Annotated in this window: 17 protein-coding genes and 5 tRNA genes; 15 read left to right on the top strand and 7 right to left on the bottom strand. The window is 34.7% G+C overall.

Annotated features, from left to right (window positions below):
• The first annotated feature begins 122 nt into the window (after positions 1–122).
• Entirely contained in the window at positions 123–1,847 is a 1,725-nt protein-coding gene (locus BW983_RS10060; RefSeq protein ID WP_076551844.1) for a M14 family metallopeptidase, read from the top strand.
• Positions 1,848–1,907: 60 nt separating this feature from the next.
• On the opposite strand, the gene BW983_RS10055 is transcribed toward BW983_RS10060, so the two are convergent.
• Entirely contained in the window at positions 1,908–2,789 is an 882-nt protein-coding gene (locus BW983_RS10055; protein WP_076551843.1) for a cupin-like domain-containing protein, read from the bottom strand.
• A gap of 652 nt (positions 2,790–3,441) precedes the next feature.
• On the opposite strand from BW983_RS10055, the gene BW983_RS10050 reads away from it, so the two are divergent.
• Positions 3,442–6,141, top strand: coding sequence for a carboxypeptidase regulatory-like domain-containing protein (locus BW983_RS10050; RefSeq protein ID WP_076551842.1), 2,700 nt, complete (start codon positions 3,442–3,444; stop codon positions 6,139–6,141).
• A gap of 51 nt (positions 6,142–6,192) precedes the next feature.
• Here the strand turns inward: BW983_RS10050 and BW983_RS10045 are convergent, their stop codons facing one another.
• Positions 6,193–6,690 carry a DinB family protein gene (locus BW983_RS10045; protein WP_076551841.1) on the bottom strand — a complete coding sequence of 166 codons (498 nt, stop codon included), beginning with the start codon at positions 6,688–6,690 and terminating at the stop codon, positions 6,193–6,195.
• A gap of 225 nt (positions 6,691–6,915) precedes the next feature.
• On the opposite strand from BW983_RS10045, the gene BW983_RS10040 reads away from it, so the two are divergent.
• The 8 genes from BW983_RS10040 (at position 6,916) to BW983_RS10005 (ending at position 16,406) form a co-directional block, all read left to right on the top strand.
• Positions 6,916–7,815, top strand: a complete 900-nt coding sequence (locus BW983_RS10040; RefSeq protein WP_076551840.1) for a GLPGLI family protein — start codon at positions 6,916–6,918, stop codon at positions 7,813–7,815.
• Positions 7,816–7,949: 134 nt separating this feature from the next.
• Entirely contained in the window at positions 7,950–8,204 is a 255-nt protein-coding gene (locus BW983_RS10035; protein WP_076551839.1) for a FeoA family protein, read from the top strand.
• The gene (feoB, locus tag BW983_RS10030; protein ID WP_076551838.1) at positions 8,204–10,237 is read left to right on the top strand and encodes a ferrous iron transport protein B; all 2,034 of its coding nucleotides are present in this window, start codon (positions 8,204–8,206) and stop codon (positions 10,235–10,237) included. The genes BW983_RS10035 and feoB overlap by 1 nt, the downstream gene beginning before the upstream one ends.
• A gap of 217 nt (positions 10,238–10,454) precedes the next feature.
• The gene (locus BW983_RS10025; protein WP_076551837.1) at positions 10,455–11,471 is read left to right on the top strand and encodes a DUF4421 family protein; all 1,017 of its coding nucleotides are present in this window, start codon (positions 10,455–10,457) and stop codon (positions 11,469–11,471) included.
• A gap of 67 nt (positions 11,472–11,538) precedes the next feature.
• The gene (gene glmM, locus BW983_RS10020) at positions 11,539–12,921 is read left to right on the top strand and encodes a phosphoglucosamine mutase (RefSeq protein ID WP_076551836.1); all 1,383 of its coding nucleotides are present in this window, start codon (positions 11,539–11,541) and stop codon (positions 12,919–12,921) included.
• A gap of 46 nt (positions 12,922–12,967) precedes the next feature.
• Positions 12,968–13,549, top strand: coding sequence for a Crp/Fnr family transcriptional regulator (locus BW983_RS10015; RefSeq protein WP_076551835.1), 582 nt, complete (start codon positions 12,968–12,970; stop codon positions 13,547–13,549).
• 294 nt (positions 13,550–13,843) lie between these two features.
• A complete protein-coding gene (locus BW983_RS10010) occupies positions 13,844–14,815 on the top strand; it encodes a quinone oxidoreductase family protein (RefSeq protein WP_076551834.1) in 972 nt (323 codons plus the stop codon).
• A gap of 208 nt (positions 14,816–15,023) precedes the next feature.
• Positions 15,024–16,406, top strand: a complete 1,383-nt coding sequence (locus BW983_RS10005) for a tetratricopeptide repeat protein (RefSeq protein WP_076552261.1) — start codon at positions 15,024–15,026, stop codon at positions 16,404–16,406.
• A 47-nt stretch (positions 16,407–16,453) separates the two neighbouring features.
• Here BW983_RS10005 and BW983_RS10000 read toward each other — a convergent pair whose 3' ends face one another.
• From BW983_RS10000 to BW983_RS09985, 4 genes are all read right to left on the bottom strand, one after another.
• Entirely contained in the window at positions 16,454–17,320 is an 867-nt protein-coding gene (locus tag BW983_RS10000; protein ID WP_076551833.1) for a hypothetical protein, read from the bottom strand.
• Positions 17,321–17,367: 47 nt separating this feature from the next.
• Entirely contained in the window at positions 17,368–18,246 is an 879-nt protein-coding gene (locus BW983_RS09995; protein ID WP_076551832.1) for a DMT family transporter, read from the bottom strand.
• Positions 18,233–18,886: a leucyl/phenylalanyl-tRNA--protein transferase gene (aat, locus tag BW983_RS09990; protein WP_076551831.1), complete on the bottom strand. Its 654-nt coding sequence runs from the start codon at positions 18,884–18,886 to the stop codon at positions 18,233–18,235. Before aat ends, BW983_RS09995 begins: the two co-directional genes overlap by 14 nt.
• Before the next feature lie 62 nt (positions 18,887–18,948).
• Positions 18,949–19,326, bottom strand: a complete 378-nt coding sequence (locus tag BW983_RS09985) for a DUF3127 domain-containing protein (protein WP_065395975.1) — start codon at positions 19,324–19,326, stop codon at positions 18,949–18,951.
• A 179-nt stretch (positions 19,327–19,505) separates the two neighbouring features.
• Here BW983_RS09985 and BW983_RS09980 point away from each other — a divergent pair.
• The 5 genes from BW983_RS09980 to BW983_RS09960 all read left to right on the top strand — a co-directional run bounded on the left by BW983_RS09980 (position 19,506) and on the right by BW983_RS09960 (position 20,113).
• Positions 19,506–19,587, top strand: a tRNA-Leu gene (locus BW983_RS09980).
• Between the two features lie 4 nt (positions 19,588–19,591).
• Positions 19,592–19,667, top strand: a tRNA-Gly gene (locus tag BW983_RS09975).
• Positions 19,668–19,673: 6 nt separating this feature from the next.
• Positions 19,674–19,757 (top strand) — tRNA-Leu (locus tag BW983_RS09970).
• A gap of 123 nt (positions 19,758–19,880) precedes the next feature.
• A tRNA-Leu gene (locus BW983_RS09965) sits at positions 19,881–19,962 on the top strand.
• A gap of 67 nt (positions 19,963–20,029) precedes the next feature.
• Positions 20,030–20,113: transfer RNA gene (locus BW983_RS09960), tRNA-Leu, on the top strand.
• Positions 20,114–20,208: 95 nt separating this feature from the next.
• Here the strand turns inward: BW983_RS09960 and BW983_RS09955 are convergent.
• Positions 20,209–21,195, bottom strand: coding sequence for a helix-turn-helix domain-containing protein (locus BW983_RS09955; RefSeq protein WP_076551830.1), 987 nt, complete (start codon positions 21,193–21,195; stop codon positions 20,209–20,211).
• Positions 21,196–21,225 lie beyond the last annotated feature (30 nt).

The following is a 21,225-nucleotide window of genomic DNA, read 5'->3' as shown; positions in this document are numbered from 1 at the left end:
AGGCACACAACCTCACTGGTTTCCAAAACTTGTGAGGTTCTATTTTATATACTAAAGAGTAAAATTTCGTTTTTCTGCCCCAATCATATTACCTAATTTTAAATCCGAAAAATATGACCTCCATGAAATTGAAATACCTCTTCCTTACCCTATGTTCGTCTTTTGTTTGGGCTCAAAAAACATTTCAGACACCTTTTGAAAAAGGGAATGGTAATCAAACCGTTACTTACGATGAAATGAATGTCTATTACCAGGATCTCGCAAAGAACTTTAATACCATTCAATATCTTAAAAAAGGAGAAGATGATAACGGAAAACCTATTTATGTTGTAGTTTATAACCCTTTTCCTGAAAAAAATATTGAAAATCTGAGAAAAGATAAAGCAATCTTGTTTGTCAACAACGGAATTCATCCCGGAGAACCCGACGGAATTGATGCCACCATGATGCTTATGAGAGACCTGGCAACTAAAAAAATTAAAACACCTCAAAACTTTATCATAGCTGCCATTTCTGCCTACAATATAAGTGGAATGCTGAACAGAGGTTCCCATTCAAGAGCCAATCAAAACGGTCCTGAACAGTATGGTTTCCGAGGCAATGCAAGAAACTACGATCTCAACAGAGATTTCATCAAAGCAGATTCCAAAAATGCCAGAAGCTTCCAGGAAATCTATCAATGGCTTAAACCGGATGTTTTTATTGATAACCATGTCAGTAACGGAGCAGATTATCAATATACATTTACTTACATTTCAACTTTTAAAGAACGCTTAGGCAATGTTTTAGGATCATATTTTTACAATGATTATCAGGCTAAAAATCTTGATGATATGAAGAAACTAGGCTATGAAAGCACTCCTTATGTGAATATTCATGGAGATATTCCCGAGGTTGGATTTGCCTCTTTCGAAGACTCCCCAAGATATTCAACAGGATATACAACCCTCTTCAACTCACTGGGAACAGTTCCGGAAACGCATATGCTAAAGCCTTATGATAAAAGAGTAGACGCTACCTATAAATATATGCTGGTTAATCTGCAAAACCTTGATAAAGACTATCAGAAAATAAAACAGCTGCGTATTGAAAACTTAAAACAATATCAGGCAGGAAAACAATACGGAATTCGATGGAAAATAGATTCCACAAAGTATACAACGATGGATTTCAAAGGATATGAAGGTCAATACAAACCGAGTGAAATTTCCGGAAAACCAAGATTATATTATGACAGAAATAAACCTTTTACAAAAAATATAAAACTGTTTACTACAGCAGTTCCGACAGGATATATCACCATTCCGAAATATTATGTAATTCCACAGTCGCAATACAGAGTGATTGAAGAATTCAAAAGAAACGGTATTCAGATGAAACCAATTCAAAAGGACAGCACAATAGCAGTAGAATCCTATAAAATTAAAGACTTTAAAACTGTAAAAAACCCTTATGAAGGACATTATGTGCATTATGAAACAACGGTAGATAGAACAAATAAAAACCAATCCTTTGCTGCTGGAGATTATCTTGTTTCTACCAGTCAGCATGGAGTAAAATATATTATTGAAACCCTTGAACCTGAGGCATTAGACTCTTTCTTCAACTGGAACTTTTTTGATGGAATTCTGGCACAAAAAGAATATTATTCAGCTTATATCTTTGAAGATACTGCTGCAGAACTGTTGAAAACGGACAAAAAACTAAAAGAAGCCTTTGAAGCAGCAAAAAAATCAGACAAAAAAATTTCAGAAGACGGTGAAGCACAACTGGATTGGGTCTATAGGCATTCTCCTTATTTTGAAGAGAAAACATTCAGACAGTATCCAGTGTATAGGGTGCTGTAAGTATTTTAAAATTAATTACTAAACTAAAAAAAGACGTTTCATTTGAAACGTCTTTTGTCTTTATCTTGGCAAACCTCTTTTTAAAGCGATTTCCGCTCGTTTGATGGCCACTTTTTCTTTCCAGTCCATATATTTATTCTTAAAATTAGACTTCATAACATCGTCAAACTTACGTTGTACAGTAAGATTCCATAAAGAATGAGCTTTTACCGCCCATGATTTATCCCAAGCCCTTAAGGAAATAGAGAAAGAACCGTCAAGGTACTTCATCCAGTGCCACCATCCTGTAGGCATAAACAAAGTATCACCATGTTCAAGGAAACACTCAATACCTTCTACACCATCCAGTGCAGGGAATTTCGTGAAATCAGGATTTTCAATATCGTAATCTTCCAACGCATAAGTTGCATAAGGAATTTGGTACAATCTCTCTCTCCATTTATAATCAAAAAGAAGAATATGCTTTCTTCCGTTAAAATGAGTATGGAAAATGTGAGCCATATCAATGTCAAAGTGAAGGAACGTTACCGATCCTTTTCCACCAAAGAACATATTAGGATACTTATCAAGAAATCCGCCCATCAGTTCCTTTGGAGAAATATAGTCTTCAAGAAGTTTAGGGGCATATTTTATAGGATCAAATAAGAAAATTCTAAGATCAGTAGGCTCTTTCTGAATAAGATCTATATAATCACCGAATTTCATTTGGGCTGCTGAAGCATTGATGGGAGCAGAAGGATCTGCTTTTGAACTGTCATATAGCGGAACTTCCACATCTCCTACGACCTCCTTCATATATTCCATCGTCCATTTTTGGTAAGCAGGCCATTTCTTTGCCATATTTTTGATGACAACGGGCCTTCTTGGCTTTAGATATTTTTCGTAGAAATCTTCTTTAGAAATATCATCTACAACATCTATAGGCTTTAAAATAATTCCCATTTTATAAATTTTATGTTACAAAATTATTAAATAAATATTTATGTACCTGTTTTTAATTTTTTTTTAATCCATGATTTAAATGTAATGTTACTATTTAGACTAAATAAAAAAATTGGGAATTATTATTATTAATAAAGCTTTTATATTTTTTATTAAAAAATGAAAATAAATTGTGTAGTTCATTTGTTTCAGAACAAAAACATGATCCCAGGGAAGGAAAATCGATTTTATCACTGATAATTATTTTAGTTAACAAAGAAAATGCTTCTTGAAGTTATTAAATAAAGAAGGAAAAAATACTTATACTAATTTAATTCAAATAAAAGAGAGATATTTTTAAGATTTTAAATAAAAATTAAAAACTGTAAATGTTTTCTGAATCAAAAATAAAAACACATATTTATTATATATACTTTAAGGATGCCTTAATATGATGTTCATAATTATTTTGCCAATGTAAATGTTTTATGATGGGTTGTTTATTTATCATCTTTAATTATGAATAAAATGTACCATGAAGGCAATTTTAATTACTGAATAATAAATATATAACGGTTGTTATAGTGATAGAGTTTAACTTTTAAGTTTAAATCATATCTTTAAAAGTGTAACGAAAGAATAGAATGATTAACTAATTAATCAAATAATAAACATGAAAAAAAATATTTCCTTATTTCTGATGCTTTTTTTTACGGTTCTTACCTTTGCTCAGAAGACGGTCTCCGGAAAAGTCACGGATACTGACGGAATAGCAATACCAAGTGCAAGTGTCACCATTGAGGAACCGGGTAAAGATGCTATTCTTGCATATGGAATTACCAATTCCAAAGGAGAATATAAAGTAACTTTTACCTCTTCGGAATCGAATGTTGACCTTAAAGTAAAAGCATTCAATCAGAAACCTCTTACCAAACAAGTCAGCAATAGTGACCAGACATTGAATTTTACAATGCAGTCTGAAGCTACGGAAATAAAGGAAGTACAGCTGAAAACTAAAATGATCACCGCAAGAGGAGACACTATTTCTTATGATCTGAAAGCTTTTAACAGTAAAAATGATAGAACTCTTGCCGATGTAATGAAAAAAATTCCAGGAATTGAAGTCAGTACAGACGGAACCATCAAGTATCAGGGAAATGCCATCAATAAATTCTATGTTAACGGAAAAGACCTTATGGAAGGAGGTTACGGTACCATCAATAATTCGTTGCCAAAAGATGCCGTTCAAAAAGTGGAAGTTCTTGAAAACCATCAACCGGTAAAGATTCTTCAGGATAAAGTTCCTTCGGATCAAGCGGCTATTAATATTAAACTTAAGAACGCTGTAACCATGACAGGTCGTGGTGAAGTAGGATCTGGTTTTGGAGATCCATGGCTATGGAATGTAAAATTGACTCCAATGTTTTTCGGACAGAAAAGCCAGTGGGTGGTTAATTATAAAACCAACAATATGGGTGAACAGGTGGAAAATGAAGGAAATATTCTGGCGTTTGGAAGCTCATGGGAAGGAAGAAGAGGAAATGTTTCCCAAAATAACTGGCTGAGTGTAGAAAATGCTGAAGTTCCTAACCTTCCGGTAAAGAGATACTTGTTGAATAATGTTCACTATTTGTCTGCCAATTACCTGACAAATATTGATAAGAAAAAAGAATGGGAACTAAAAGCAAACGCCAATTATACGAATAATGCAGTTGAAAGAGAGTCTAATACACTCACCAGAGATATCCAGCAGGGAACCCAGTTTAATACCAGATTTCTTAATAATTTTTATACAGATAAATTAAAAGGAGAATTGATTTTTACTAAAAATGCTAAAAAAGGATTCTTCAAAAATACAACCACGTTCTCTCAATTCTGGAACGCAGATAGAGCTTTGGCGGAAAGAGCGGGCTCAATCGGGAATGAAGCTTTGGAATCTCCTACTTCTTCATTTCAGAACTCTTTAAGTACAATCATTCCGTGGAAAGAAAAAATGGTTAATTTTAAATCATATATAAGCTACCAAAACGATAAGCAGGTATTGGAAATTTCTCCAGCTGATTATTTAAAGTTTCCTTATAAAGACCCAGATGATACTAAATTTACAACCATTAAATTTACACCGGGAACTACAGCTTTACAGAGTTTAAGAATTAAAAGCTTAGATACTTCACATTCTGCAAATATCAGCTTCTCTACAAAAGGCTGGACCTTCACGCCGCAAGTTGGAATCGATTTTTCATCAGATAGGTTAATAACCAATTTTGACGGAATTACGGATGACAACAAGCCTGATTTCAATAGTTTAACATATGAAAATGATTTGAAATTCACGAAAGTAAATCCATCTGCATCTGTAGGAATTAATTATAAATCTGAAGCATGGAGCTTATTTTCAAGTTTTCCAGTGAATTTTAACAGCATGAAAGCTGAAGATGCATTCAGAAATGTTTCAAAATCTTTAAATAAAGTTACATTTACTCCGAATCTTTTTGCGCAATATTCTTTTGCCTCTTTCTTTAAAGCAAGTGTAAGCGGAGGTATCAGCAATAACTTCGGAGATATACAGACGGCTTATGCCGGATCTATTTTAACAAGCCCTGGAGGATTCAGTGTGATGGATCCTAAAAATCCAATTCCTGAAACTACTACAAAAAATGGAGGAGTAAGATTGGAATACAGAAACCCTTTGAATAACCTTTTCTTCAATGTAGGATATAGATTAAGCGATGCTAAAAATAACCTCTTAGCTTCAAGTGTAGTAAACCCATCAGGTTTTAGTGTTATCCAATACATTGAGCTTGAAAATAAAAGAACGAATAATAGTTATTATGCAGAAATTGGAAAATATTTTCCAAAATTTAAAACCAACGCCTCATTTTCTTACAACAATACCGTATCAAAATCTCAGATGATGAGAAATGATGATTTATTTGATACCAAGACAGATGGAAATACATTAGGATTTAAATTTAACAATACCTATTTCTCATGGATGAGTGTAGATTTCAATGTGACAAAATCCTGGAATAAACAATCTAATATTTACACGACGGGAGATTTAGGGAAAAGTGAAAGCTATAATCATAATCTGAATGTGTTCTTCTATCCATTGGAAAGCCATACCATAGGTTTTTACTGGGATCAGATCAACTCTAAAATGGGAAATACAAAATTTAACAATGGATTCTTTGATGTATCCTATCAGTTCAGTTGGACCAAGAAAAAAGTAGACTTTGAATTAAAATGGATGAATATTTCCAACAGAAAAGTATTTGAAAGGATCAACGTAAGGGATGCAACCATTGAACAGACAACGATGCAGCTCCGCCCAAGCCAGGTGATGTTAAGTGTAAAATTCAACTTTAAATAAAAATAAAAACCAATCCCTAGGGATTGGTTTTTTGTTGAGATATATAGTGATTTAAAAGCTTTGCTGATCGGCAGAAGGACCATAGCTTCCCGGTAAAGGAATATCATTGATCCTGTAATACACTCCCAATTGTGCCCTGTGATGAGTGATCTGGTTCAACGCATGGCGAATAGATTCATATTTTGACCATTTTGCCAGTTCCTGTCCGTCATTTTTCAATGCCCAGCTTGCATTAAGGTCGTTTTCCTGAGCATTTTCAAGCGCTTCTTTACCGGATTTAAAATTTTGATCAAGCGTTTGAAGAAGATCTTCACGGGTAGATAATTGCTTAGGTTGATAATCTCCATTGGCGAAATCAAGTTCAGAGGTTTTCAGCATTGTATTTGGCCATTCGAAAATTTCAGCAATATGGGTGGCAAGAGGTAACATTTTCATGCTTTTTTCATGCGGAGCATAATCATTTTTTTCCTCAGGATAAGCTTCGAAAAACTTTCTGGTAGTTTGATATTCGGCTTCCAGCTCATTTTTAAATTGTGATAAAGTGTCCATAATATTTTGTTTTTGGGAAGACTAAAGTTAAAAAAATTAAACCTGAAAATGTTTTAATAAAATCATAATTTTTATCTCTTGTATTGTTTTTGAATAGAGTTAAGTGTTTGAAAAATAGATTATTTCGCCTTGTGTAGCTTACTTTAAATAATTTGTTAGAAAATAAATTGAAGAAAAACTGTAACAAATCTGTTCATGTAATTACTAATTAATAAAACTTGAGAAATGAAAAAGTTATTTTCTATATTTCTTATTACGCTTTTTGCATTTGCTAATGCACAGGATACTAAAGAAACGGCAAACCGATTCTTTTATGAGCTGACTTTTAAGCCTAAAAAAGATTCTGCAAGATTGGATAAGCTTATCACTATTTTGGATATTACTCCAAAAAAATCAATTTATCAGGATTTTACAATGCCAGCCCAAGATTCCATTATTCAAGTTCGGGTAGAAGAGATGGAAAAAACCAAGTCATTTAAGGACATGAGTAAAATGATAAAATGGCCTAAGTTTTCATACAAGATTCTTAAGAACTATCCTGAAATGAAAGTGCAGTATGTGGATAAGATTAGTAGAAACTTTTTCTCTTATGATGATAATGTAAAATTACAATGGAATATTTTACCTGAAAAACAAAAAATAGGAACCTATAACACTCAAAAAGCTACTACAGAATTCGGGGGAAGAAAATGGACAGCTTGGTTCAGTTCAGATATTCCTTTTCAGGATGGACCGTATAAATTTTATGGACTTCCAGGGTTGATTGTAAAAATTGAAGACGCTGATAAAAATTATTCATGGTTATTAAGTGGAAATAAAAAAATAGAAAACTATGATGAAGTGTCTTATGCCGATAAGATTAATGCGAAGATGGGAATGTCTAGTAATACAGTAACTCCAACTACGAAAGAAAAATTCCAGAAGTCATTTGATGCCTTTAAAGCAGATCCTTTTGCTGAATCTCGTCCATACATGACAGCTGAGACCATGAGTAAATCGATGCCTGGAACGGATGGAACCGTCGGTGATTTTATGAAAAGAATGGAAAAACAGGTGAAAGATTTCTTTGAATCCAATGATAATCCTATAGAAAAACAACAACCTTCCGACAAGAAGAAAAAATAAGCATTCATATCAACTAAATTATATTCCGAATCACCCCAGCTACAGAAATGTATTTGGGGTGATTTCTTTTATGGTGGAAGTGTTATTTAGATTAAATTTAAATAGCGTATATTTGCATCACAAAAATTTAGGCTTTGAAAGAGAAAGAATTACATAAATTAAGTGGATTTCCTAAAAATAAAATGGGAAAGATATTGGGGTATGATAATGATCATCTGAAAATGCCCAATAAAATCATTGAGATGGGACTCCTCCCAGAAACCGTTTTCAGGATTTTGTACCAGGCTCCGTTCAATGGACCTATGTACGTGGAATTTGGAGCAGAAAAAAGCCGAATAGCTCTTCGTGAGGAAGAAGGAGATTATATCATTGTTGAAGAATTGAATTAATGCAGGCAAACAAGAAAAAACAGATACTTTTAGTAGGGAATCCTAATGTAGGGAAGTCAACGGTTTTTAATGCGCTTTGTAACAAAAAGCAGAAAACCGGAAACTATGCTGGTGTTACCGTTGCAAGCCATTCGGGGAACTATGCATACAAAAATGAGGACGTTGAAGTGATTGACCTTCCGGGATCATACAGTGTGTATCCAAGTTCGGAGGATGAGGCTATTTTCTCAAAATACCTTATCGAGGAACAAAAAAACTACGCGGGAGTTGTTTATATTCTTGAAGCATTAAGTTTAAAAAGAGGACTTCTTTTATTTCAGCAGATTCAGGATCTTGGTATTCCAATGATTTTGATTGTCAATCAGATTGACCAGGCTGAAAGGAGAGGAATCACCATCGATATTCAAAAATTCTCAGAAGCACTGGGAATTAAAATTATTCAGACCAATGCCAAAGAGCAAATTGGTATCAATGAAGTGAGAGAAGCTGTTTTCAATAATGAATTTGTGAAAACGGATAAAGCTTCATTTGAAACTCCTGGAGAGCACAAAGATTTTATTCAAAAAATCATTGATCATAAAGGCTTTGATAATGAATACAAGGCTTGGATGAGTCTTTCTATGGGGACAGATCTAGGTAAGTTGGAATCCGTAATGGATCAAATCAATGATTCTCAAGCTAAAAGTTTAGTACCTAAGAGATTGCAGGTTCAGGAAACTGTTAGGCGATATCAGAATGTAGATAAAATATTGGAGAATGTGATCTCCAAAAAACCTCAGTTCAAAGAATTGTTGACAGAAAAACTGGATAAAGTTTTAGTTCATAAATTCTGGGGATATGTGGTTTTCTTATTGATCTTATTGGTGATCTTCCAAAGTGTTTTCTTCCTGGCAGAATATCCAATGAACTGGATTGAAGAGTTTTTCTCATGGTTCTCTGCATTTACCAATGAGCATTTACCTGAAGGACCTATCAATTCACTAGTTTCCAATGGGATTATTCCGGGAATAGGAGGGATTGTAGTTTTTGCACCACAGATCGGAATTCTTTTATACTTCCTTTATCTTTTGGAAGACTCAGGATACATGGCAAGAGTGGTTTTCTTGATGGACAGACTTCTTCGTCCATTCGGGCTTAACGGAAAAAGTATCGTTCCGCTTGTTTCAGGAACGGCATGCGCTATTCCAGCAGTTATTTCCACGAGAAACATTGAGAACGTTAAAGAAAGATTACTGACGATATTGGTAACGCCGTTTATGACCTGCTCAGCAAGGCTTCCGGTATACAGTATCATCATCGGACTGATCATTTCAGAAGGATCATTCTTAGGAATAAAATATAAAGCTCTTGTATTAATGGGAATGTACCTGCTAGGTTTTTTAGTGGCACTATTTTCAGCAGCTATTCTTAAGAAATTTATTAAAGATAAAGGAAAAACCTATTTGGTAATGGACCTTCCTGCCTATAAAAAACCACTTTTCGGATATGATTTAAAAATGGTTTTAGGTAAAGTATGGGAATTCATTACCGGAGCCGGGAAAATCATTTTCATCGTAAGTATTATTATTTGGGTTTTAAGTTATTTCGGTCCAAAACAACAACCGAATGAATTTGTAGCTTCCAATGTAGAACTTGATCATTCTTACCTTGCCAAAATGGGTAAAGGAATAGAACCTGTGATTGCTCCTTTAGGTTACGATTGGAAAATGGGAGTAGGGATTCTTACCAGCTTCGTAGCAAGAGAAGTATTTGTGGGGACGATGTCAACGCTTTACAGCCTTGAAGATGATGCTCCTGAAATAAAAGTGATTGATAAAATGAGAAGAGATGTAAAACCAAATGGAGAAAAAGTCTTCAGTTTTGCAACAGGAATCTCAGTACTTTTATTCTATGCATTTGCAATGCAGTGTGTTTCTACACTTGCAGTAGTCTACAGAGAAACCAAAAGCTGGAAATGGACTGGCTTTCAGGTGGCAATGATGACAGGTTTGGCATATTTTGTGTCGATGATAGTATATCAAATTTTAAAGTAATGGACTCATCATTAATTTTTCAATACGTACTTATTGCATTAATTGTAGCATTTGCTTGCTACTCTCTGTACAAAGTACTTAAAAAGAATTTTGCACCCAGTAAGTTCAGTTCTAAAAGATCGGGCTGCGATAAAGACTGTGGTTGTTCTTAACATAGCCTTCAACGGATAATTGAAAAAAAATGAGTATTTTCATTTTTTAATTTAAATTATTCGTTTTGAACTTCTTTAAAGCAGGATCAGTTCTTTTATTTTCTTTATTTGCGACTTGTAGCAAAGCTCAATCTGATACCATTAATACCAAATCCTACGCAGATCAGGTAATGATCCGTGTGAATCTGGATACCAATATCGAAAGCTATGTTTTTACACAAGGTAAAGAAGAAAATGCACAACAGACAGTACTGTCAATAAACAACAAAACGAAAACCTCCGTTTCCATCGATTATAAAATCATAAGTGCCACATTATCATTTGCTCCTAAATTTTTTAACGGTAATGATGATGATGCATTGAAAGGAAGCAGTTCTTATACTGACTTTAGTTTCAGGTTCTTCCCAAAAAGATTCATTCAGAATGTTTATTACAAGAATGTAAGAGGGTTTTATATTGAAAATATGAAAGACCTTTTTCCAAACTGGCAGGAAGGTAAAGATCCTCATATCCAATTCCCGGACCTTAGAGTCCAAAGTTTTGGAGGAACCACTTCTTATATTCTTAATAAAGATTTTTCAGCCAGAACTATCTACACCCAAGGAGAATGGCAGAGAAAAAGCAGCGGGAGCTGGGTTCCGTTTCTTGATTATGACCTTACGATTTTCAGAAATAAGATTGACAATATAAAAACCAAAGAGTTTCAATACAAAATAGGAGGAAACATTGGCTATTTCTATAATTGGGTTATTGGGAAGAATGTAAATATTTCTCCTTACCTGACTTTAGGTGTCGGAGGAAAATTTTCAAGTTATCGTAATATTCAGAACGGAAACTCAAAGGAAACAGCTCAGTACATAACAATCCGAATGGAAGGAGGGCTGCATGTGGGATATAATACCGATCGTTTTCTGTTTGGCGGAAGAATGAATTTTAATGCCTACGCTTATGAACAGACAAAGAATCAGACGATTGAGAACAACAATCTCTATGGCTTATTATATGTGGGTTATCGTTTTGCACCTCCAAAAGTGGTAAAAGACACGTATGACAAAGTTCAAAAAAAGATTCCTGTTTTATAACGTAAAGTCTTTTTAAGTATCTTTGTTTCGACAATTTATTATACTAACAAAGAAATATAAAAACATAATGTCGTTAATAAAATCTATTTCAGGAATTCGCGGAACTATTGGCGGAAAAGTAAATGATAATTTAACACCGCTGGATGTCGTAAAATTTGCTTCCGCATTCGGAACCTGGCTTCAGAACAATAAAAATAAAAAAGATTTAACCCTTATCATCGGAAGAGACGCAAGAATCTCTGGACAAATGGTGTCTTCCCTTGTTACAGCAACATTACAGGGATTAGGGATAAACGTGGTAGATTTAGGACTTTCTACAACTCCTACCGTAGAAATAATGGTTCCTGAATTAAAAGCAGATGGAGGAATCATCCTTACTGCATCCCACAATCCAAAACAATGGAATGCTCTTAAGCTTTTAAATGACAAAGGAGAATTTATAAACGGTGAAAACGGAGCTGAAGTTCTTGCTTTGGCAGAAAGTGAAGACTTCAACTATGCTGAAGTAGATGATCTTGGAAAATATGAAACAAGAGATGATGCTTTTGATATTCACATACAGCAGATCCTTGATTTACCAATGGTAGATGCTGAAGCAATTAAAGCTAAAAATTTCAAAGTAGTACTAGACGCGGTAAACTCTACAGGAGGAATCGCGATTCCAATGCTATTAGACAAATTAGGTTGTGAAACCATTAAATTATATTGTGAACCTACAGGTCATTTCCCTCACAATCCTGAACCTTTGAAAGAACATTTGGGAGACATCTGCGAACTGGTAAAAAAAGAAAACGCAGACTTTGGAGTTGTAGTAGATCCGGATGTAGACAGATTAGCCTTAATTGATGAAAAAGGAGAAATGTTCGGTGAAGAATATACATTGGTGGCAGTTGCAGATTACCTTTTAAAACATAAAAATGGAGTCGCTGTTTCTAACCTTTCTTCTAGCCGTGCTTTGAGAGATGTAGCACAAACTCACAATTCAGAATACTTTGCAAGTGCTGTAGGGGAAGTGAATGTGGTTACTTTAATGAAAGAGAAAAATGCTGTGATCGGTGGTGAAGGGAACGGAGGAATTATTTACCCTGATCTTCACTACGGAAGAGACTCTTTGGTGGGAGTAGCATTATTCCTGACTCACTTAGCAAAAGAAAATAAAACAGTTTCTGAACTTAGAGCAGGATATCCAAGCTACTTCATGGGGAAAAAGAAAATAGAATTAACTCCCGAAATTGATGTAGATGCTATCTTAAGCAAAATGGAGAAAGAATATGAGAACGAAGAAGTTTCTACCGTAGATGGTGTTAAAATAGACTTTGAAAACAACTGGGTTCACCTTAGAAAATCCAATACTGAACCTATCATCAGAATTTATACAGAAGCTAAATCCCAGGAAGAAGCTGATAAATTGGGAGATGATATCATTGCTAAAATTAAAAGTTTAATTTAAAATAAAATATAAGAACGGACAAAGCTCCGTTCTTTTTTTATACAATATGTTTGAACATATAAAAAACAGATTCCCTTTCCCAAAAGAAAAATGGCGAAAATTTATAAGCAGCTTTGAAAAAATGGAAGTGCCTGCCAAAACTTTACTTTTAAAAGAAGGAGACGTGTCAAATAACGCTTTCTATCTGGAAAAAGGAGTTGTCAGAGCATGGTATAATAATGATGGTAAAGATGCTACATTTCAATTTTTTCTGGAAAATACCATGTTTTCTTCACTGGAAAGCTTCAAAAAAGGATTACCAAGTATGGTTTCCTTTGAAACGATAGAACCTTGTGTCTTATATAAGATTAAAAAACCTGATGCTGAAGCATTTTTGGAAGAGGTGTATGAAAATCCGGAGCTAAGAACTTTATTTATGGATGCTCTTTTTGAAAGAATGTTTGACTATATGAAACATTTCTTTTCATTTATAAAAGACACACCACAACAACGATATATCCAGCTTGCACAACAAAAACCAGACATTATCAAAAGAGTTCCCCAACATTATATTGCGTCCTATTTAGGAATTACAACTGTACATCTGAGCAGGATAAAGAGTAAAATACTGAAAGAAAAACTTTCTTAAGGTGGGAAGCATCTTAAATGATAGACAGCTTGAGGTAGATTGTATTGAATTTTTAACGCAGAAAACGCAAAGAATTTTCATTATGGTGGCTATACGTTCGCAAAGACGTTTCACTCAGCAATGATTACCCTCCTAGCTGGACGAAGTGCACTTGCGAACGAAAGATAAAACATAATAAATTTAACTCTTGCGATCTTTACGTTGTTTTCTATATCCCCCATCATCCAAACTGATAACAAATGTTATCGTCCGACCATCCTATCAGCTCATACCTTTGTTTAAAAATATAAAACAATGAAAGCAGCAGTCGTTTTTGAAAAAGGAAATGCTCCTCAATATGCAGACTTCCAGGAACCGGAAGTAACGCAAGAAAATGAAATCTTAGTGTCTGTAAAAGCAGCATCTATTAAAAATCTGGATAAAGCAAGAGCAAGTGGAAACCACTATTCTACCGAAAATGAAATTCATCAGCCTACAATTGTAGGTTCGGACGGGGTAGGATTTCTAGAAGATGGAACAAAAGTCTATTTCTTCAGCAAAAAAGGAACCGTTGCAGAAAAAGCAGTTGTAGATAAGAATAAGATAGTGAGAATTCCTGAGCAACTTGATTTTTCTACCGCAGCAGCGTTACCCAACGCCGTTATGGGATCTGCAATGGCATTAAAGTTCAAGGCTAGGGTACAACCAGGAAATGTAGTATTAGTCAATGGAGCAACAGGAATTACCGGAAGAATAGCAGTTCAGATTGCTAAAGTCTATGGAGCTAAGAAAATTATTGTCACAGGAAGAAATGAAGAATCTTTACAGTCACTTCTTGAATTGGGTGCCGATGAGGCTGTTTCCCTGCATTTGAATGATCAAGATTTTCAAAGTAAGATAAAAGGAATTCATAATGAAACACCTATAGATATTATTGTAGACTATATCTGGGGGCATTCTGTAGAAATGATCTTATCTGCATTTAAAGGGGACGGAACATTTTCTCACAAAACAAAACTGATTACCATAGGCGGAATGAGTGGAGATACTATTCAACTGTCTTCACAGATTCTCAGAGCAACAGATATACAAATTTCAGGGTCTGGATTGGGAAGTTGGACAAAAGAAGAATCTGCACTTTTATTCTCAGAAATTATTCCTGAAATGTTTCAGGCTGCCATCGATGGAAAGCTTAAAATAGAAACAGAAGATGTTGATATTAAAAATATCGAATCAGCGTGGAATGCAGAGATACAAACCGGAAAAAGGCTTGTAATAAGAATTTAACCCCAATTTCCATTTTTTTATCCACAATCCTTTTATTGGTTTTCTTTTTTTACTATTTTTATAATAGAAATTTATGAAATGGATAATTCAAAAAAAAGTTGCAACTTTGCATAAATATTCGAATATCAGTTTCAGATATATTAATTAATTAAACGTTTGCCGAGGTTTGTAAGTAAATTCAGACATCGGGTTGACAAAGAGGACACTATTGGAAGAGTATTTTGGAAATGAACTTGTAAAAAAGTTCGAGGAAATGATGGAAAACAATGAGGAATTCTACTTCGATACAGAAGAATTAGAAGATATCATTGTTTATTATTTGGAGCTTGGTGATTTTAACTATGCCGATATGGCTGTTAATTACGGACTGAAGCTTCATCCTAATTCATTAGATATCAAGATTAAAAGACTTGAAATTCTTTTGGAATGGGAAGAATATAATACGGCGAAAGATCTTATCAATGAGCTGAAAGGTTCCTCCATGGAAAATACAGACTTTTTGGTTTGCTATGCTAAGTATTATTCGAACCTGGGAAATCCTAGAAAAGCCATTGAAATTTGTAAAAAAGCCCTTACTCTGGAGGAAGAAGAAAATTTCCTTCACAACTTTATTGCAGATGAATATGTAAATCTTGGAGATCCTTTTAACGCTCTTAAGCATTACAAAAAGGCACTTAAAGAAGACCCTACTGATGAATATTCATTAGAGAACGCTATGGTGTGCTTTAGTGATTTGAATAAGAGTGAGGAGGCTATTGCCTTTCTTAATGAATATTTAGATGAATTTCCTTATTCTGAGATCGCTTGGTCAGAATATGGTCAGTTCTACTTCAACAGAAAGAACTACGAAGAAGCAATAAAAGGATATGATTATTTATTGGCAATCAATTCAAGCTCTGTAGGAGTATATGCCAATAAAGCAGCTTGTTATGAAGCTTTAGGGCAATATCAAAAAGCAATCAATACCTATGAAGAAATGCTTGAGCTGGAATATACCAAAGCATTTACATTCTATAAAATTGGATTGTGCAATAAAGCATTAAAACAACCTATCTTAGCATTAAATTCTTTTCAGAAATCACTGAGAGAAGATCCTCAGTTTTATCTTGCTATGATGGAACAATCATACCTGTATGAGGAAATGGGTGGAATGTCTGAAGCATTATACTTTGCCAAAGAAGCAACCCAATTGAACGAAAATAATCTTGATTATCAGAAAAGATTAGCATTCTTATTCATTGATTCAGGTAAATTTGAAGAAAGTCTTTCATGTTTGAAAAAACTTGTAGATGCTGAACCCTCAAGATTTTACAATTGGTATGCCTATTCAGAAGTATTAATGCTCGTAGGAGAATATGAAGAAGCAATAACTGTTTTGAATGCCGCTGTTAAGAAACATCACAGAGCAGAATTGTTTTATCAGTTAAGCAATTGTTTCTTTAATCTTAAAGATCAGGACAAAGGAATAGAATCACTTCAGAAAGCTTTAGAATTAGACCCGTCTTTAGTTAAGGATATGCAAAAAAAATATCCATTTATTAAGGATGAAGTAAAAAAAGTAAAAGTAAGTAAAGTGAAGAAAAAGAACTAAAATATCACTTGAAATAACAAAAAAACCTGCAGAAATGCAGGTTTTTTTTATTGATAATTGTATTCGTAGATGAATTGGTCCGGAGGAGTAGCTGTGGGATTTCCACTGCTATCCAGTTCCTGTCTGCTTTCTATAGAAGGATATCCAGTTGGGTTAAATGTAGTGGTATACTTATAATTTAAGAACACATTTCCCGTTCCGCCGGCAGTGGTAGAAACAATTGAGCTCTTAAAAGTCCCTAAACTGTTTTTAATGTTTGAAAATAGAATGGATACATTATCATCGGTATCTCCGTTAAAGATGATTTTATCAAGCCCCTTTACATTTTTAAAGGCATAATTTTTTTCCGTGTGAATATAAGTCCCGTTTTGAGTGTAATTTACTGAATTTCCACTGGTAACTCCAGTTCCGGTTCCTGTTGAACTTACCATGTTTCCGTTGCTGTTGTACGTATATACATTGTTCATAGTATAGTTTGTATTAGGACCTAGAATTGCCTGTTTCTTTACATTGATCTGAGTTGTGCTTACATGAGTATAGGTATACGTTACCGTTGCCTGGATCACTCCTGAATCAGAATATTCTTTGTTCACCGCTGTTGCCAGACGTCCGCTAGAATAGGTATAGTCAATGGAGGTATCAAGAATATTATTGTAATAATGTTTAATATTGGTGATGTAATCATCCGTATATGAGAATTCAATCCTGAATCCTGGGCTGGTAGTACTGATTAAGCTGATGATTTTTGTTCCGTTATAATTCACTTTCATGGTGACTCCTTCATTCGTTACTTTCACAGGAAGTACTACATTTTGAATGGTAGGGTCACTATTATCGAAAGGATTGTCATCATTAGATGACGAACAGGAAAGGGAGAATACGGAAATTGCACCGAATAGTAAAATTTTGTTCATGGTTATAAATTAAATCAATCAAATATAATTTAATTTATAAAACAAACTTATTTTTTTTGTTTTGTTCTTAAAAATATTAACCCACCAATAATAACTCCGGCACCAATGAATTGAAGATAGGTAAGCTTTTCACCATCAATGATCCCCCAGATAATTGCAACAATAGGCATTACTAAAGTAACTGTTGATGCAAAAAGGGGTGAAGAAACTTTCAGTAGACGGTAGTTCATCATCATGGCAAGCCCGGTTCCGAAAATAGATAAAATACTCACAAACATTAACCCCAGAAGATTATCTTTTGAAAAACTGAATTCAGAGAAAAATCCAGTGCTCGTTAATGCAATAAGAGAAGGAAAAAATAAAACAAATGAGAAAATAAAAGCAGATAAAACAGTAGAAGAAACCTCCATGAGCTTTGATTTTACTGTTGTGGTACTCAGAGCATAACATAAAGTGGCAAGTAATAGGAGTAAGATGGGAATCATCTTGAATGTTCCACTATCTCCACCTCCAAAAGCAAGAATACAAACCCCGGTAAAACTTACCAATATTCCTATGATTTGCTTCTTGGTTGTTTCAAATTTCCAGACCAGTGCTCCTACAATAATAACAAAAATCGGCATCATTGAATTGATGATTCCTGCAACACTGCTGCTTACTTCCGTTTCTGCAATCGGAAATAGAAACATTGGGATGAAATTTCCGGTAAAAGCGGCTAAAATGAGCCACTTTAAATGTTTTTTAGGAAAAAGTTTATAGTTTGAAATGGCAATAGGCAGTAAAATAATCCCTGCAATAAGTACTCTTAAAGAACCCACCTGAAACGGATTAAAATGTTCCAGTGATTTCTTGATCAAAATAAAAGAAGATCCCCAAATAATGCTCAGGATAATCAAAAGAAGCCATTTTTCTCTATCTGCGTTCATTGTTTTCGTGTAGGATTTTTAAAAATTCTTTTTTAGGAATCATCTTTGCTCCCAAGCTTTCCAAGTGCTCAGTATGAGACTGACAATCAATTAACTCTAGTTGGTTTCTATTGCTTTCCACAAAATGAATAAACCCAGCTTTCGAAGCATTGCTTACTTTGGCAAACATACTTTCGCCACAGAAAACATTTCCGATCTGCAAACCGTAAAAACCACCTACAAGTTCTTCCTCCTGCCACACTTCAATACTTTTTGCTAAACCATATTCATGAAGTTGGATGAAAGAATCCATTAGTTCATCGGAAAGCCATGTTCCGGATTGACCTTTTCGCTCAGATTGCTGGCAATTTTTGATCACTTCCCTGAAATTTCTGTTCTCTGAAAAGGTAAAAACATTTCTGTTTAATATCTTTCTCATAGATTTTGATACCTTTATTTCATCAGGAAGGAGAACAAACCTCGGGTCCGGACACCACCATAATATTTCTTCTCCAGGATTGTACCAGGGGAAAATACCCAATTGATAAGCAAACCAGATCCGTTCTACAGACAGGTCTCCACCAAAGGCAATAAGCCCATCGTGTCCGTCATATACTTCAGGATCAGGAAATGATATCTCGTTTTCGTCTAATCGGACCATTTTTTAGAAAAAAAATCCCACTTTTAAGAAAGCAGGATTTATATTTGATCTTAATTCTTTAATTAGAAAGGTAAATCATCGTCGTCGTCTCCGGCAAACGGATTCTCATTAGAAACTGGAGAAGCTGATTGCTGAGGCATAGCCTGAGTAGGTTCTGAACCATTATCAAAAACTTTCTCTACTCTCCACCCTGTAATAGAGTTGAAATATTTAGTTTCACCTTGTGGAGAAACCCATTCTCTTCCTCTGATGTTGATTCCTATCTTTACGTTTTCTCCTTCTTTAAGATTATCTAATAAACTAATCTTATCAGACAAAAACTCTATGTTTATCGGCTGTGGATACTGTTCCTGGGTCAAAATAACCAATTCTCTTTTTTGAAATCCACTTGCAAATGTTTGAGTTTCAAAAAGTTTCTTTACCGTTCCTTGTAATTCCATATCGTAATTATTAACGTTGTAAAAGTAAGAAAATGAAATGTAATAATAGGTGCCACAGAAAAAAAATCTGGAAATTTTAATTTTTTTCGAGAAAAAGTTTGGAGGTAAAGGAAATTGTCCTATATTTGCACTCACAAAAACGAAGCAAGCTCTTTAAAACTTACAATACAAAAAAACCAGCGGATGTGGTGTAATTGGTAGCCACGCCAGACTTAGGATCTGGTGCCGTGAGGCGTGGGGGTTCGAGTCCCTTCATCCGCACTATGCGAAAATAGCTCAGCTGGTAGAGCACAACCTTGCCAAGGTTGGGGTCGCGGGTTCGAATCCCGTTTTTCGCTCCACACCATGCCCTGGTGGTGGAACTGGTAGACACGCAGGACTTAAAATCCTGTGTCCGCAAGGACGTACGGGTTCAAGTCCCGTCTGGGGTACAAGACCCTCTGTATTTCGTTACGGAGGGTTTTTTGTTTTTATAGAGAGTGTTCATTAAATAAAGATTCTTATATTTGTAAAAGAATCATCAACAAAATCTGCGAAAGCAGAATAATATATCAGCGGATGTGGTGTAATTGGTAGCCACGCCAGACTTAGGATCTGGTGCCGCGAGGCGTGGGGGTTCGAGTCCCTTCATCCGCACAATGCGAAAATAGCTCAGCTGATAGAGCATAAGATTTATTCAAATCTATTTTCGTGTCTACACCATGCCCTGGTGGTGGAACTGGTAGACACGCAGGACTTAAAATCCTGTGTCCGCAAGGACGTACGGGTTCAAGTCCCGTCTGGGGTACAAGACCCTCTGTATTTTGAATACGGAGGGTTTTTTGTTTTTAAAATAGTTATAGATTAAAAATTATTTTTTGAATTATGATAATTGTATTCAGCTTAATTCTTTCTGTAATAGCTCGGTCCCATTCCTAGCTCATTTTTAAAAGCAACGCTAAAAGAAGAAGGCGAGGCATATCCCAGATGATAAGCAATCTCTTTTATAGAGAAATCAGAGTTTTTAAGCAGATAAAGCGCCTCTTTCATCCTAAGTTTGGAGGCATAATGAAAAACACCATCCCCAAACAGTTCCTTAAAACCATTTTTCAGTTTAAATTCATTAATGCCAAACTTTATGGAGAGCTGTTCAATAGTATAAAATGATTTCAGATTATCTTCTATAAATTTTTTCACTTCCATCAATTGATGAACTTCATAAGTGTTGATGGAAAGCCTGGATTTAGTTACCGTTTCATTTTGTGTGCTTTTTGTGAATTCAAAAATGAGGAATAATAGATTAAGAATCTTACTCTTTATGAAATAATCTCTGTAAAAACCCTCTAAGTTACATTTTTTTATTTCCAATAAAATGCTCATCATTTGCGGTGTTATAGGAAGCCCTTCCGGAAACAGGCTAGCTGCTGTGTTCTGGTCGATTTTATTGATGAAGTTTTGTAATGTTGTATTGCTCCCAGCCAGTTGATGAAAATAATCTTTTGATACATATATATCCAGATTTTTGTAACTGGTTTCTTTTTGAAAATAAATTTCCACATCAGCATTTTCAGGCGTAAAATAGATATAATGGTGAAAGAGTTTATATTCTCCTTTTTTTTCACCCACTAAATCCTGGATAACCTCTGCTCCATCAAGAAAGAAGGCTAGCTCAATATATTTTACAGCTTCAGTCCTGAACTTCATGGTATAATCTTCAGCATACGAGAACTGATATTCTTTGACCAAAAACTCATCTCCTTCATACAACGTCAGGGTTTCAAATTTCCCAAGTTCATTGATGAATATTTCGGGCACACTACCGCGATGATTCTCCCCAAAAAAATCTAAAATCTGTCTTGCTATTGTATTTTCCGGTACAGTCTCTCCCAAAATCTAAAGTATTTATCCTAAGCTCAAAAG

Origin of the sequence: Chryseobacterium ureilyticum (genome assembly GCF_900156735.1) — a bacterium.
GTDB classification, from domain to species: Bacteria; Bacteroidota; Bacteroidia; order Flavobacteriales; family Weeksellaceae; genus Chryseobacterium; species Chryseobacterium ureilyticum.
This window is presented reverse-complemented; position numbering and strand designations above follow the sequence as displayed.